Annotated in this window: 11 protein-coding genes; 10 read left to right on the top strand and 1 reads right to left on the bottom strand. The window is 49.3% G+C overall.

The window, feature by feature from the left end:
• Nucleotides 1–99: 99 nt before the first annotated feature.
• Nucleotides 100–1,128: an aldo/keto reductase gene (locus J2Y43_RS04435; RefSeq protein WP_309981069.1), complete on the top strand. Its 1,029-nt coding sequence runs from the start codon at nt 100–102 to the stop codon at nt 1,126–1,128.
• A complete protein-coding gene (locus J2Y43_RS04430) occupies nt 1,080–2,105 on the top strand; it encodes a polysaccharide deacetylase family protein (RefSeq protein WP_309981070.1) in 1,026 nt (341 codons plus the stop codon). Before J2Y43_RS04435 ends, J2Y43_RS04430 begins: the two co-directional genes overlap by 49 nt.
• A gap of 62 nt (nt 2,106–2,167) precedes the next feature.
• On the opposite strand, the gene J2Y43_RS04425 is transcribed toward J2Y43_RS04430, so the two are convergent.
• Nucleotides 2,168–2,359, bottom strand: a complete 192-nt coding sequence (locus J2Y43_RS04425) for a cold-shock protein (protein WP_090386381.1) — start codon at nt 2,357–2,359, stop codon at nt 2,168–2,170.
• Between the two features lie 114 nt (nt 2,360–2,473).
• On the opposite strand from J2Y43_RS04425, the gene J2Y43_RS04420 reads away from it, so the two are divergent.
• From J2Y43_RS04420 to J2Y43_RS04385, 8 genes are all read left to right on the top strand, one after another.
• Nucleotides 2,474–3,448, top strand: a complete 975-nt coding sequence (locus J2Y43_RS04420; RefSeq protein ID WP_309981071.1) for an alpha/beta fold hydrolase — start codon at nt 2,474–2,476, stop codon at nt 3,446–3,448.
• A gap of 236 nt (nt 3,449–3,684) precedes the next feature.
• A complete protein-coding gene (gene serA, locus J2Y43_RS04415; protein ID WP_309981072.1) occupies nt 3,685–5,592 on the top strand; it encodes a phosphoglycerate dehydrogenase in 1,908 nt (635 codons plus the stop codon).
• Between the two features lie 90 nt (nt 5,593–5,682).
• The gene (locus J2Y43_RS04410) at nt 5,683–6,756 is read left to right on the top strand and encodes an aminotransferase class V-fold PLP-dependent enzyme (RefSeq protein ID WP_309981073.1); all 1,074 of its coding nucleotides are present in this window, start codon (nt 5,683–5,685) and stop codon (nt 6,754–6,756) included.
• 77 nt (nt 6,757–6,833) lie between these two features.
• Entirely contained in the window at nt 6,834–7,790 is a 957-nt protein-coding gene (locus J2Y43_RS04405; protein ID WP_309981074.1) for an Rpn family recombination-promoting nuclease/putative transposase, read from the top strand.
• A 153-nt stretch (nt 7,791–7,943) separates the two neighbouring features.
• The gene (locus J2Y43_RS04400; protein WP_309981075.1) at nt 7,944–8,558 is read left to right on the top strand and encodes an RNA polymerase sigma factor; all 615 of its coding nucleotides are present in this window, start codon (nt 7,944–7,946) and stop codon (nt 8,556–8,558) included.
• Between the two features lie 91 nt (nt 8,559–8,649).
• Nucleotides 8,650–9,795, top strand: a complete 1,146-nt coding sequence (locus J2Y43_RS04395) for a FecR family protein (RefSeq protein ID WP_309981076.1) — start codon at nt 8,650–8,652, stop codon at nt 9,793–9,795.
• A 217-nt stretch (nt 9,796–10,012) separates the two neighbouring features.
• Nucleotides 10,013–13,513, top strand: a complete 3,501-nt coding sequence (locus J2Y43_RS04390; protein WP_309981077.1) for a TonB-dependent receptor — start codon at nt 10,013–10,015, stop codon at nt 13,511–13,513.
• Nucleotides 13,514–13,530: 17 nt separating this feature from the next.
• Nucleotides 13,531–15,438, top strand: a complete 1,908-nt coding sequence (locus J2Y43_RS04385; RefSeq protein ID WP_309981078.1) for a RagB/SusD family nutrient uptake outer membrane protein — start codon at nt 13,531–13,533, stop codon at nt 15,436–15,438.
• The last annotated feature ends 20 nt before the right edge of the window (nt 15,439–15,458 follow it).

Here is a 15,458-nt window from a genome sequence, read left to right as displayed (position 1 = left end):
ACAACATGGTCTATGGTCCATCGTCCATGGTCAGAAATACAAACGGCGGTCGGCCGTCGGCGGTCCAAAAAACATTCGTCACACATAACAGCAACACGCATGAAATATAACTTCCTGGGCAACACCGGTGTGCTCGTTTCCGAGCTCTGTTTCGGGACGATGACTTTTGGTGGCGACGGTTATTTTGAAGTAATTGGAAAAGTGCAGCAGGATGAGGCGAATGCATTGGTGAAGACGGCTCTGGACGCCGGGATCAACTTTTTCGATACCGCCAATGTGTATTCATATGGCAAATCCGAAGAGATTCTGGGGCAATCGTTCAGGACGCTGGGCGTGAAACGCAGCGATGTTTTTATCGCCACCAAAGCCCGTGGCCGGATGGCGCCTGGCGCGAACCACGTAGGGCTGTCGCGGTTGCACATTATGGATTCTGTGAACGAAAGCCTCGCCCGGCTCGGCTCCGACCATATCGATCTGTTTTACATTCACGGCGTGGATGCGGAAACGTCCCTGGAAGAAACCATGCGCGGCCTGGAAGATGTCGTGCGCTCGGGTAAGGTGCGTTACCTGGGCGTGAGCAATCACGCAGCGTGGCAGATCATGAAGGCCAACGGCATTGCGGAGAAAAACGGCTGGACGAAGTTTGTGGCTTGCCAGCATTACTACACCATCGCCGGTCGCGACCTGGAAAGAGAACTCATCCCGATGATGAAAGATCAGCACCTGGGATTAATGCCTTGGAGCCCGCTGGCAGGTGGGTTTTTATCCGGAAAATATACCCGCAACAGCGAGTCTACGGGTGAAAACCGCCGCGATAACTTCGATTTTCCACCGGTGGATAAAGAAAAGGCTTACGACATTATTGATGTTATTCAGCCCATCGCGCAGGCGCACGGGGTTTCGGTAGCGCAGATCGCATTGGCGTGGCTACTGCATCAGAAAGCTGTGACCAGCGTGATCATCGGTGCCAAAAAGCCGGAACAATTGGCTGACAATATCGCCGCTACAAACGTGGTACTGAACGCCGACGAGCTGGATCAATTGAATAAAATCAGCGCGTTAAAACCCGAGTATCCGCAATGGATGATCGAACGGCAGGCGCGGGAACGCATTCCGGGGAAGCCATGATGAAGCGCCATCTGCCCGCCATGAAAAAGCACCTGCGGAACATGCGCGTGCACCTGCTCGCCACAGTCGCGTATGCGCTCGCATTACCTGCACACGCGCAAGAGCGAAGCGTCGCTATTACTATCGATGATGTGCCGAATGTGCATTTATATACAGCGGACGGTCATTCATCCCGGTTGTTGAAAAAACTAGATTCATTGGACCTGCCGGTTGCGATTTTTATCAACGAAGGACATTTGAAACAGAACCAGGATTTTGAGCAAAATAAAATGCTGCTCCAAAGCTGGATTTCAAAGCCTTACATGACCGTCGGTAACCACAGCTATTCGCACCCGAATTACGGAGAAATCGGTTTTGACGCATTCAGCGAAGATGTTTTAAAAGGGGAGGAGTTGACCCGGAAAATGGCGGAGAAGGCTGGTAAAAAGCTGGACTATTTTCGTTTTCCTTTTAATGGAATGGGTAAGGACAGTGCGGAGCAGGTGCGAATGCGGGCTTTCCTGATTGAACATCAATACATTTCAACACCATTTACCGTTGAGAGTGAGGACTGGCTGTTTACACAGCTTTACGAAAAGGCTTTGAAAGAAGGTAAGTTGGAAGAAGCAAAAGCGATCGGTAACCGTTATGTGGATTTGAGTCTGAAACTTTTCGATCACTTTGAAGGTGTAGCATTGAAAGTGGTAGGCAAGCCGATCAAACAAATTTACCTGTGCCACGACAACCGGCTCAACACGGATTATCTGCCGGTTTTGGTTCAAAAACTGAAAGAGAAACAATACCGGATGATCAGCCTGGGCGAAGCGATGGCTGATCCGGCTTACAAGTTACCATTGCATTATCATGGAAACTGGGGCTTCTCGTGGGTTTACCGGTGGGTTAAGGATGCAGGTGAGCGCCGTTCGCTCATGCAGAGAGAGCCGTCGGATAAAGAAGCGCAGCAGGCTTACGAAGCTTTAACGAAAGGCAGGAAATAGGGCATTAAAAAAGCACGCCCTGGAGGGGCGCGCTTTCGAAATGTCTTTATTATGAACTAACCTTAGATAACGCGTACGTTAACTGCGTTTAGGCCTTTTCTTCCATTTTCTACTTCGTAAGACACTTTGTCGTTTTCACGGATATCGTCCTGAAGACCTGAAACATGAACGAAAATGTCTTTCTCTCCTGATGATGGTTGAATGAATCCGTATCCTTTTGATTCATTGAAAAACTTAACTGTACCTTCTGCCATTAGAATTGATCTTATTAATTGTAAAGACCAAATTTAGACATAAAAAGCAGATATACAACATTAAACTTTCTTTACCTTAGAATTATTCCAATATATCAGAATGCGTTTTATATCATGCCGCTAGTCCACCTTAAATCGAAAATATCCCCTTACTGGCTTCCAAATGGACATTTTCAGAGCATTTACCCGGCGCTCTTCCGGCAAATAAATGGTATAAAATATTTTCGTGAAAAAATTGTAACTCCCGATGATGACTTCCTGAATCTGGACTGGTCGCGTGCCGAAAATGAGGGGCCGAAGCCGCTCGTGATCCTCTCGCACGGCCTCGAAGGCGACACCACGCGCCAGTACATAACGGGCATGGTTAAACTCCTGAACCGCCACGGATTCGACTGCCTGGCCTGGAACTTCCGGAGCTGCGGCGGTGAAATGAACCAGACGGCCCGGTTTTACCACAGCGGCGCTACGGAAGATCTGGACGCGGTGGTGCAGAATGCATTTGAAAAGGGATATTCCGATGTGCGGCTGATGGGTTTTAGTCTGGGTGGGAACCTGACTTTGAAATACCTCGGCGAACAAGGCGCTAGTATCGATAGCCGCATTAAAGGTGCGATCGTGTTCAGTGTGCCGATGGATCTTAAGGCATGCAGCCTGTCGATCATTGAGCCTCGTAATCAGATCTATATGCGCCGTTTTTTGAATACATTAAAACCCAAAGTGGTGGAAAAGGCGCGTTTCTTCCCGGAAAAAATCAGTCTGGATGACCATCAACTGGTGAGGACATTGTACGATTTTGACGACATCTACACGGCGAAGCTGCATGGTTTCAAAGGCGCCGACCACTATTATACCGAATGTAGCTCGAAGTTTTTCGTCGAGCAGATAGCGATACCAACGACGATCGTGAATGCAGAAAATGATCCGATCGTGCCGTTCGAAAGCCTGCCGATCGACATGCTCCGAGCGCACCCCAATGTGACTTTGCTGGCAACAAAGGACGGCGGGCACTGCGGTTTTCGCCCCGCCCGCCTCACCGACGAGTTCTATTGGTCAGAAAAATACGCCCTCCAATTCCTAACTACCCTGTGACCATTCCCTAACTACACCTGACAATCCCTGACCATCTCCTGACCACACCTGACTAATTCCACCTCGCCGTTCGCATTCGGCGAGACTTCGTCGAGTAAGAAAACTGTTCCAAACATTATTTTGTTAGCAACATATACCAATAGATTTTGGTAATTTTGTGGCCTGTTTCAAACAGGTCGGACCCTTAGCGATTAAAATTCCGTTAACTCGATCATTTTTCAGTTATTCCCCGTTTCATGTCCACATTAACTCTCAATCCAGCACCGTACATTATCATTGATTTCGACAGCACGTTCACGAAAGTGGAAGGGCTCGACGAATTGGCCGCGATCGCCCTCAAAGGCCATCCGGAGCGTGATCAGATTGTTCAGAAGATTTCTGATCTGACCAACAAGGGTATGAATGGCGAAATGTCGTTTGCGGATGGTCTGCGCCAACGAATCGCCTTACTGAAAGCTAACCGTTCGCACATTGAAGAACTGGTTTCCTTCCTGCGCACAAAGGTTTCGGATTCGTTTAAGCGCAACACGCAGTTTCTGACGGAGAATGCGGAGCAGATTTTTATCGTTTCCAGCGGATTTAAGGAGTTTATCGTTCCCGTGGCTACCGAGCTCGGCATCCTGGCCGACCATGTGTATGCCAACGAGTTCGTGTTCGACGAGGAAGGGAATATCGTTGGGATCGACGAGGAAAACGTGTTGTCTATGGACGGTGGAAAGATCAAGATCCTTTCTGCGTTGAACCTGTCGGGCGACGTTTACGCGATCGGTGATGGCTATACGGACTATGAATTGAAAGCATCCGGCCTGGCCAATCGTTTCTATGCATTTACAGAAAACGTGGAGCGTCCGAAAGTGACGGCGGTAGCGGACCATATCGCTACTTCATTCGACGATTTTCTTTTTGATAATAAATTCAGCAGAAGCCAGTCTTATCCCAAGAGCCGTATCAAGGTATTGCTTCTTGAAAACGTGCACCCCGTTGCGCGCAAGGCATTTGAGGAAGAAGGCTTCAATGTGGAATTCGTGAAAGGCGCGCTCGATGAGGACGAATTGTGCGAGCGCATTAAGGACGTATCTATTATTGGTATCCGTTCTAAAACGACCATTACCAAACGCGTGCTCGAAAATGCGAACCGTTTGATGGCGATCGGTGCATTCTGTATCGGTACCAACCAGATCGACCTCGACGAGGCTGCTAAAAAAGGTATCGCGGTATTCAACGCGCCTTACAGCAACACCCGCTCTGTGGTGGAGCTGGCGGTGGGTGAAATGATCCTGCTGATCCGTAACATCGTTGGCAAAAGCAACCAGCTGCACAAAGGTATCTGGGACAAATCTGCAAACGGCAGCTTCGAAGTACGTGGTAAAAAACTGGGTATGGTAGGCTACGGGAGCATTGGTACCCAGCTGTCGGTTGTAGCCGAAGCATTGGGTATGGAAGTTTATTTCTATGATACAGTCGAAAAACTGTCGATTGGAAATGCTAAAAAGGTGAGTACCCTGGAAGAACTTCTTTCGATTTCCGACGTGCTGAGTTTGCACGTGGATGGTCGCAAGGAGAATACCAACATGATCGGTAAACGCGAGTTTGAGCTCATGAAAGACGGTGTGATCTTCCTGAACCTCTCACGCGGACACGTAGTCGACATTAAGGCATTGGCAGAAGCTGTGAAAAGCGGTAAAGTAGCCGGCGCAGGTGTGGACGTGTTTCCGAAAGAACCGAAAACCAACGATGAAATGTTCGAAAGCGAGCTGCTTGGCTTGCCCAACGTGATCCTGACACCGCACATTGGTGGTAGCACCGAGGAGGCTCAGGAAAATATCGGTCATTTTGTGCCTTCCAAATTGCTGGAATTCATGAACAACGGTAGCTCATATGGCAGCGTGAACTTCCCCGAGGTACAACTGCCGAAGCTGAAAGACTCGCACCGCCTGTTGCACATCCACGCGAACGTACCGGGTGTGCTGGCGAAGCTGAACCAGATTTTTGCCAAAAACAATATCAATATCACTGGCCAGTACCTCAAAACCAATGAGCATATCGGCTATGTGATCGTGGATATTGCCAAGGATTATACAGAAGAATTTATCCAGGAAGTGAAAGAGGTAGAAGGAACGATCCGTTTCCGGATGCTATACTAAGAAATGATTCGAATGGTCAGCCGTTACAAGCTGACCATTTGATTTTCAGAACGGCTCTTCACCTAATTATTTAATTCTTTAACATTACCAATGTCATTAACTTTTTTCACTCCTGGACCAGCCGCTCTGTACCCGACGTTCGAGCAGCATTTGAAGGCATTTGTCGAAAACCAACTCGGCTCTATCTCGCACCGCAGCCAGCAGTATCGCGATTTACATAAATTCACCGTAGACCAGCTGCGGACACTGCTGAATGTGCCTGATACGCACGCGATCCTTTTTCTCGGCTCGGCTTCGGAAGCATGGGAGCGCATTCTGTTCAGCACCGTGGAGCTCGAAAGCTTCCACCTCGTGAACGGCTCGTTTTCCAAAAAGTTTTACGATTATTCGAATGCACTGAATAAATATGCCCACAAGTTTGAAAAACCAATGGGCGAAGGTTTCACGGCGGGCGAAATAGCCGTGCCGGAGTATGCCGAGCTGATCGCAACCACGCACAACGAAACCAGCTCAGGTGTGCAAATGCCGGTTGCCGAGATTCACAAATTAAAGCAAAAGCATCCCGACAAGTTCATCGCCGTGGATATGGTGTCTTCTGCTCCTTATCCCGAACTCGATTACGGCATTATCGACACGGCGTTTTTCTCGGTGCAAAAAGCATTTGGTTTGCCGGCAGGTTTGGGCGTATGGATCGTGAGCGAGCGCTGCCTGGAAAAAGCTAAAAATATCCGTAACACGTATTCCATCGGCGCACACAATGACCTTCCTACACTTTGGAAGAATGCGCAGAACAATGAAACTCCCGCGACCCCGAACGTAATGCTCATTTACTTGTTGGGTAAGATAGCCGAGGATTTTAACCGTATTGGTGTGCAGAATATTCGTAAGGAGACCGAACACAAAGCAGAGTTGCTTTACAAGTTTATCGAGAAAACGGCTGGTTTCTCTCCGTTTGTCAAGGAAAAGGCATTCCGTTCACAGACTGTGGTCGTTACGGACACTGAGGCTCCATCCGCTGATATTATTAAGCGTATCAAAGAAAAGGGCATGGTGATCGGCAGCGGTTATGGCGCCGGTAAAGCTACGCAGCTTCGCATTGCCAACTTCCCTGCCACATCTTTGGAAGAAACCGAAAGGCTGATCCACGAGCTCGGTAAGCTGTGAAAAAATAGCTTGTAGAATAGCGTTACCAAAAGGGTGCATGAACGTCTAAATGTTCATGCACCCTTTTCTTTTTTGAAATGAAGCGTAACGACATACTATGGAAATCGATACTGGAAGACATCTTTGATGACTTTCTCAAATTCTTCTTTCCCAACGCAGAGATCCTCTTCGACCTGGAAAGAGGTTTCGAATACCTCGATCAGGAACTCGACCAACTATTCCCGCCGGAAGCAGACACATTTGCGACCCGGTATGTGGATAAACTGGTGAAAGTACACTGCCGCTCCGGCGCCGAAGCCTGGCTGCTGGTGCACATTGAAGTACAAGGCTACCGCGACGAGACTTTCCCCGACCGGATGTTTACCTATTATTACCGCATCTGGGACAAGCACCGCAAGCCCATCACTGCATTCGCCATCCTCACGGACGATTGCAGGCATTTTCTGCCCAGCCAGTTCGAGCAGGCTTGCCTGGGTACGAGCGTTTGTTTTCGGTTTAATAGTTATAAGGTGCTGGATCAGTCGGAGGCGGAGTTGGAAGCGAGTGATAATCCGTTTGCGCAGGTGGTACTGGCAACAAAAATTGCCATCATTGGAAAGAAGCTTTCGGTGGATGAACTTTACCGTTTGAAAATTGATCTGGCTAAAAGGCTGTTAAGCCGCAATATTCCGAAGTGGAAGATTGGAAAGTTGATGGAATTTTTGAAATTTTATGTAAGGTTGGGAAATGATAAAATGGATGGACAGTTAGATCTGGAAATTGATCATGTAGTTAATCAATCGCATATCCCTATGACATTCGAAGAAGCTATTTTGCATATTGTAAAAGAGGAAGCCAAAGAGTACGGCAAAGAAGAAGGTTTAGAAGAAGGACTGGAACAGGGTTTAGAACAAGGACTCGCTAAAGGCCATCTCGAACGTGACACACTCTTCGTCCAGAACCTTCTCCGTAAGACGAAATTCACGCAAAAGGAAATCGCAGAACTGGCGGGTGTAACGATAGAGTTCGTGAAGGAAATCAAACGTACCCTATAACAAATATATATTCCAAATTGACCAAGCTGCCCTCAAAGGCAGCTTTTTGCATAAATAGCCGATAGCCGAAGTAAGATAGCCGACAGCCTCAATAGTATTTTAAGGATAAATTTTTAGCTTTATGCTTTCTTACGAAAACAGACAGAAGCGGTGATGCAAATTGCTACCTCAACGGGGGAAACCAAAGATCATGATCTATGGCAGAGGATTCGCGTGGGCGATGAGCAAGCCTTTACCACGATCTTTGAGAAATACCACCGCACGCTCTATAACTACGGCAGCAAGCTTTCGACCAATTCTTCACTGGTAGAAGACGCAGTTCAGGATGTGTTTATCGATATCTGGCGGTTGCGTCATAATCTTACGGAGAACGTTACCTCCGTTAAATTTTACCTCTATCGCGCATTGCGCCGCCGCATTCACGTGGCGCTCGACAAGTTTCCTTCGATGGAGGAAATCAGTGAACTGGATGATGAGGACACGCCCGCAAATCACACGCATTCGGAAGCGATCCTGATCGAAGCGGAGTCTTCCTCCGCGCGTGCGCAACGTATACAGGAGTTGCTTGCGCAATTGCCCGAACGCCAGCTCGAAGCACTTACGCTGCGCTATTTCGATGATTTTAGCATTGATGAAATAGCGGAAATCATGAGCGTGAATGAAAAATCTGTCCGTAATTTCATCTATAAGGCCTTGACATCCCTCCGTCAGAGCCGGGAGATGCTGCTGATTTCTTCCCTGATTTTCTGGGTGTTACTATTTTTTTAAAATTTTTCTTCAAAAAATTTCATTTTGAAGAGGTCAAATCTGCATTTCGTCGCTCTGTACTGTTGAACGACGTAACTGCATCCCGCGAAACATGAAGCATGATCCTTATTCTCTGACCGAGCTGATCAGAAATGAAGAGTTTATCGCCTGGGTAATGCATCCCGACGAACTCAGCGACCGCAAATGGCGGGCGTTCCTGGAAAAACATCCCAGGAAGCGCAAAACCGTTGAATCGGCCAGGGAGTACGTCATTCTGTTGGCGAAGGATACAGGCAGGCACCAGCCTACCCAGAAACAAAGCGACAGAATGTGGAGCATCGTCGAAAGCCACATGCATGATGAGGCACCGAACCCTCAGGAAAAGGAGCCGGAAGCCGTTTTCAAAACGAGCCGCGGGCACGGATGGCGCTGGGCACGTGTGGCGGCGTCGGCGGCGTTGATCCTGAGCATCGGCTCGGTGAGCTACTGGTTCTACTATAAAAAGGCGGATGGTCCATTGCAGGAAGTAGCGGTGCGTGAAGAGATAGAATTGCCGAATACGATCCAGAAATACAATGATACCGACAAACCCATGACGGTATTGCTGCAAGATGGTAGCTCGGTGGTGTTGCAGCCTGGCGGTCGGCTTAGCTACTCGGAGGGTGCCAACAGGAAGCGGAGAGAGGTTACTTTGACCGGAAAGGCATTTTTTGAAATAGTAAAAAATAAACAGAAGCCATTCCTGGTATATAGTTATGGTCTGGCTACGAAGGTACTCGGGACCAGCTTCACCGTCGACGCTTCCTCGGAAAGTAAGGATATCAAAGTAGAAGTGCGTACGGGGACGGTTTCGGTGTTTTCCATCAATAATCTGGATAACAGCCAAAAAGAAGCCGTTCTCGACAAACCGGAACTGGAAGGAGTGACCCTCAATCACGATCAGCGGATCGCATTCTCGAAAGAGAGCGGTAAAATCATTCCATTGCCAGCTGCTGTGGCGGCATCTTCGGACAAGGATGTTTCAAAACAGCAATTTGTATTTGATGAAACCCCGGTTTCGGAGGTGTTCCGGATACTGGAAAGCGCCTACAATGTCCGGATCGTTTACGACCGGGAAAAGATGGGCAGTTGCCCGCTGAACGCGACTTTGATCGGGCAGCCTTTGAAGGAAAAGCTCGAAGTGATCTGCAATGCGCTCGACGCGCAGTACGAAGTGGCCGATAACCAGATAACAATCCTGGGAAAAGGATGTAAGTAGTTTTTGACACCACATATCAACATTTTACCCTGAACGCCGCCTATGACGTAACGCTACCGTATTGCCTAAAAAATAAAAAAGACCAGCCATGTTCCAGCATGACTGATCCTGGGTTCCCCAACAGTAACGGACATTACTGCACATCCATTTGGACGATGGATGAACCGGGGAAGATTTCGTTGAATAATCTCCTTAAACAACAAATTCATTCAAAAATATGAAAAAAGTTCGACGACCTGAAGACTTTCTCATCAAGCTCATGCGAATCACATTAATGCAATGTATCCTGGCTGGCCTGTTCGCGGGCATCACGTGGGCGAACGACGGGAGGGCTCAATCCGCATTGAGCCAGAAGGTTACCGTTGACATCCGGAACGAGGAGATCAAGACCATCTTTTCGCAGCTGGAAAAGCAAACGAATGCCAAGTTTATATTTAGCTCAAAATTGATCCAATCCGATCGCCGGGCTTCGATTAAGGTTAAAAATGGTTCATTGTCAGCTGTTTTGGATGCTTTGCTGAAACCGCTGGAATTGCATTATCGGATCAAGAACGACCTGATCGTTATCAAGCCCGATCATCCTGAACAAGCCGTTGAAACGGTTTCCGAAGAAATTCCGGTGGTAGAATTCAGTGCTGCTACGGTGGACAAATCCATATCAGGTATGGTGAAAGACGAAACCGGCGCCGGGTTACCGGGTGTGAGTGTGGTATTGAAAGGTACCCAAACCGGTACTTCAAGTGATGAAAAGGGCCGATACTCGCTCAATGTTCCTAACGGCGAGCATATTCTGATATTCTCGTTTGTAGGCTTCCTGTCGCAGGAAGTGACGGTGGCATCCGGCCAGAGCGCATTGGATGTTACGCTGAAAGTGGATAACAAGGCTTTGGAAGAAGTGGTGGTGGTAGGTTATGGTACACAAAGAAAAGAGTCGCTGACCGGTGCGATCGCGACGGTGACCAGCAAAGACCTCGAACGCGTGCATGGTGGCTCAACGGTGAGCTCCGGTTTGGCAGGTAAAATCCCCGGCGTGACCTTCCGTATGCCCGACGGCCGTCCTGGTGCGAGTGCCAACATCCAGATCCGCAATATGGGTAACCCGTTGTTCGTAATCGACGGAATCCAGCAGGATGCGGGCCAGTTCAACAACATTTCTCCCAACGATATTGAGAGCATTTCGGTGCTGAAAGACGCTTCTGCGGCCATTTACGGCGTTCGCGCGGCGAATGGAGTAGTGGTAGTTACAACCAAACGCGGTAAAATGGGGGCCAAGAATACGGTAAGTCTGGACGCTTATACGGGCTGGCAAAACTGGTCACGGTTCCCGAATGTGGTGAACGATTCGTATCAATGGATGCACGGTAAAGCCGAGGCGGAAATGAACCAGTATGGCAAAACGTCGATCACGCAGGCGGAATTGGAAAAATACCGCGCCGGCACGGAAATGGGTTACAAGACATTTAACTGGAAAGATTTCATTATCAAGAAGAATTCGCCGTTGAGCTCCGTCAACCTGAACATGACCGGCGGTTCGGACAAGATTAACTACTACATCTCAGCAACCAGGTTACATCAGAACTCGGTACTGGGCCGCGAGTTTACATTCGACCGCACGAACATTCAAAGCAATGTGGATGCGAAAATCACCGACCGTTTGAAGCTCGGTGTGCAGATTAACGGCCGTATAGAGAAGCGCGACCAGCCTGGTATCCCTGGCGGTGACGATTATTGGCTGCCACGTTTCGCTATCCTGCGTAACCGCCCGTTCGAGCGCCCGTACGCGAACGATAACCCCGAGTATCTGAACGATATTAAGCACAACGAAACCAACTGGGCGTATAATAATAAGAAACTTGGTGGTTACTGGACCGAATACTGGCGTGTTTTGCAAACCAACTTCTCGGCTGAATATCAGATTCCGGGCGTGAAAGGGCTCAGTGCGAGAGGAATGTACTCCTACTACATAGCCGACCGCGTGATGAACGGCCACGAGTACACCTACAAAGCTTACACCTACAACCCGAACGACGATACCTACACCGTGACCGGCGGTAGTACCAATCCATGGCGCGAGCGTGGTACCCGCAAAGTAATGCGCAATGTGTACCAGGGACAGTTGGCTTATAACAACACATTTGGAAAGCACACAGTGGGCGCCACATTCGTATCGGAATGGCAGGATGAGCGCGTGCAGGACCAGTGGGTGCATGCCGTTCCCAAAACAAACGTGCTGCCATTGATCTACTTCCCCACTGTGGATACTTACAATGACAGCGATACGGAACTTGCACGTATAGGGTATATCGGTAGAGTGAATTACGACTACGCAGGCAAATATTACCTCGAGGTTTCAGCTCGCCGCGATGCTTCCTGGAAGTTCGCGCCGGACCGTCGCGTGGGATACTTCCCTTCCGCGTCGGTGGGATGGAGAATTTCGGAGGAAGGCTTCTTCAAAAACCTCATTGGCGAGCGCAGCATTCTGGACGACCTGAAATTCAGAGGGTCTTACGGTATCCTTGGAGACGACAACATCCTTTTCAACAATGATCCCAACCGACCATTAAGCCCTTATGCCTACCTGCCTGGCTACGACTACAACAAAGGCAATGTAATTCTGAGCGGCAATGCGGTGGTTACAAGCCGTGACAAAGGCCAGATTATCAACAACATTTCCTGGTTCAAAAGTAAGATCACTGACGTCGGCGCGGATTTCTCTTTCCTTGGAACGAAAATCACCGGTAGCGTCGATTACTTCTATCGTCTGCGCACAGGATTGCTGGGCCGTAAATACGATATCCTGGTTCCAAGCGAGTTGGGTTATTCATTGCCTGATGAAAACGTGAACAGCGATTCGCAGCAGGGTTGGGAAGGCGCGCTTACCTACAATGGCAAAGCGGGTAATATCAACTACTCCATCGGTGGAAACGTGTCGTTCTCGCGAAGCAAATTCGTGTCGTCATACAAACCTATTTTCAACAACTCGTGGGACCGCTACCGGGCTTCGGGCGAAGATCGCTACACCAACATTTTCTGGGGCCTGGAAGCGATCGGCCAATTTCAGTCGCAGCAGGAGATTGCCGAATACCCTGTTAATATCGACGGACAAGGCAACCGCACATTGCTGCCGGGTGATTTGATTTACAAAGACCTGAACGGCGATAATGTGATCGACGGGTACGACCAGCGGCCGATCGGCTATAATGCGACCGGCCAGCCGAACGTCAACTTCGGATTGAACTTCTCCGTGAGCTGGAAGGGTATTGGCTTCGTGGCCGATTTCTCGGGTGGCGGCATGTATTCGTGGAACCAGAATTACGAGCAACGCTGGCCATACCAGAACGAAGGTGCATTGAACAGCATTTTCCTCGACAGATGGCACCGCACCGATCCGTTCGATGTGAACAGCCAGTGGATTCCCGGAAAATATCCGGCGCTGCGTTATAACGACAAAGACCATAGCAATAACAGGAATTCGACTTTCTGGCTGCATAATGTGAAGTACATCCGTGCAAGAACGATCGAGCTCAGCTACTCGCTGCCGAAATCGGTGCTGGAAAAGCTGAAAATGTCACGTGCCCGGTTCTATATCAATGGGTATAACCTGTTCTCTATCGACAACTTGAAGAAGTTTGGTGTGGATCCCGAAATCCAGGATGACAACGGATTACAGTATCCGCAGAACAAGTTCGTGAACGTGGGCATCAACCTATCTATTTAAACCGATTGGAATTCAACATGAAAAAGATATTTCAAATACTATCGATTGCCGTATTGACCCTGGGTTGGAGCTGTAACGACGACGAATTCCTGAACCGTCCGCCTACCGGGCAGCTCTCCGAAGATCAGATATGGAACGACGAAGGCCAGGTGCTCTCCGTGCTGGGAGATTTGTATAACCGTTATGTGGATATTTCAACCTTCAAAACCATTAACGACGTTCCGGGATGGATGACTGTGAGCGACTTTAATGAGGCATTCTGGTCGGAAGCGGGCCGCTATAACAACTTCCAGAACAGCGGCTGGGATGTGCGGTCGTGGAGCGCGTGGGACTATGGCTATATCCGCGAAATGAACCTGTTCATCCAGAAATGTACGGCGGCCGATAAACTTGCACCAGCCGTCCGTGAACGCTATCTGGCGGAAGCACGCTTTTTGAGAGCCTCCTACTATTTCGAACTCGTGAAAAGAATGGGCGGAGTGCCGCTCATCCTCGAACCGATGGTGTACGATTTCAGCGGCGATCCTTCTTACCTGCAACATCCTCGGGCCAAGGAATCAGAGATCTATGATTTCGTGATTAAAGAAGCCGAAGAAATTAAGGACAAATTGCCGGCCAGCGTGGCTGAAAAATCGCGTGCTACCAAAGCTGCGGCACTGGCCATGGAAGTTAGGGCGGCTATTTACGCAGGTTCTATTGCGAAATACGGCGCGAACACGCCTCAGGTTTCATTGCCGGGCGGCGAGGTAGGTATTCCGGCCAATGCGGCTAATGGTTACTATACCAAAGCGTTAGCGGCTGCAAAGGAGATCATTTCAGGAAATGCGGGAGCATATGCTTTGTATACCAAGAAGCCCGATCTTTCCGAGAACTTCGCCAGCATTTTCTATGACAAGGCCAACAACCCGGAGGTCATTTTTGTAGAGGATTTCAAACTGCAAAGCGGAAAAGTGCATTATTTCACCGGCTGGAACCAGCCCCGTTACGGTGCCGAGGAAGAGGAAGGAGGCCGCATTAACCCGTCGCTGCAACTAGTAGAGGCATTTGAAAAACTCGACAACACCTTTGCGCCGATTCCGACGAACAATGCAAACGGAACACCGATTTACTACAACGAGCAAACCGACATCTTCGCAGGACGCGACGCCCGCCTCGCCGGAACGGTCATGCTGCCTGGAACTACTTTCAAAGGTCGCAAAGTCGATATTTGGGCAGGTTACCAGCTGGCAAACGGCACGATTATCAGCGGGGACGACCGTGGTGCGCAAAAAACGCTTCCCGGCAAAACGGTACCTGAGCAGGTCGTAGGTTTCGACGGCCCGATCGACGGATTCGAATTCACTGCCCAAACGGGTTTCTATCTTCGCAAATACCTCGATCCCGTCGTAGGTTCAGGTCAACGCGGGGTGAACAGCGAAGTATGGCTCGTTCGCTATCGTTTTGCGGAAGTACTTCTGAATGCCGCTGAGGCTGCATTTGAACTCAGCCAGACAGCAGAAGCGGCGGGTTATATGAACCAGGTCCGCGCCCGCGCAGGATTGGCAACGCCTCTGAAAGCATCCGAAATCAATTTCGACCGCCTCGTGCATGAGCGCCGTGTGGAACTCGCATTCGAAGGGCACCTTTTGTTTGATATGAAAAGATGGCGGATCGCGCACCAGATCCTGGACGGCAACGCGATCACCGCTGCCGAACTTTCCAAAGACCTCGGTAAAGCGACCAAGCGTAACACGCAGCCATGGGGATTGTGGTCGTACAAAATCTACGATCCCGGCTCGCTCAACAATGGTAAATGGGTTTACAAGCAGGTTAAACTCAGCCGCGTAACCGGAGCCGACCGCTTCCAGCTCGGAAACTACTATTCGTACATCGACGACGCCATTATCAGCAATAACCCCAAGCTCGTCAGAAACCCGAATCAATAGGCCATCACATTCAAACGATA

The organism is Dyadobacter sp. BE31 (genome assembly GCF_031457695.1).
GTDB lineage: Bacteria > Bacteroidota > Bacteroidia > Cytophagales > Spirosomataceae > Dyadobacter.
Note: the sequence above shows the minus strand (reverse complement) of the source record. Positions and strands in the feature narration are given on the sequence as shown.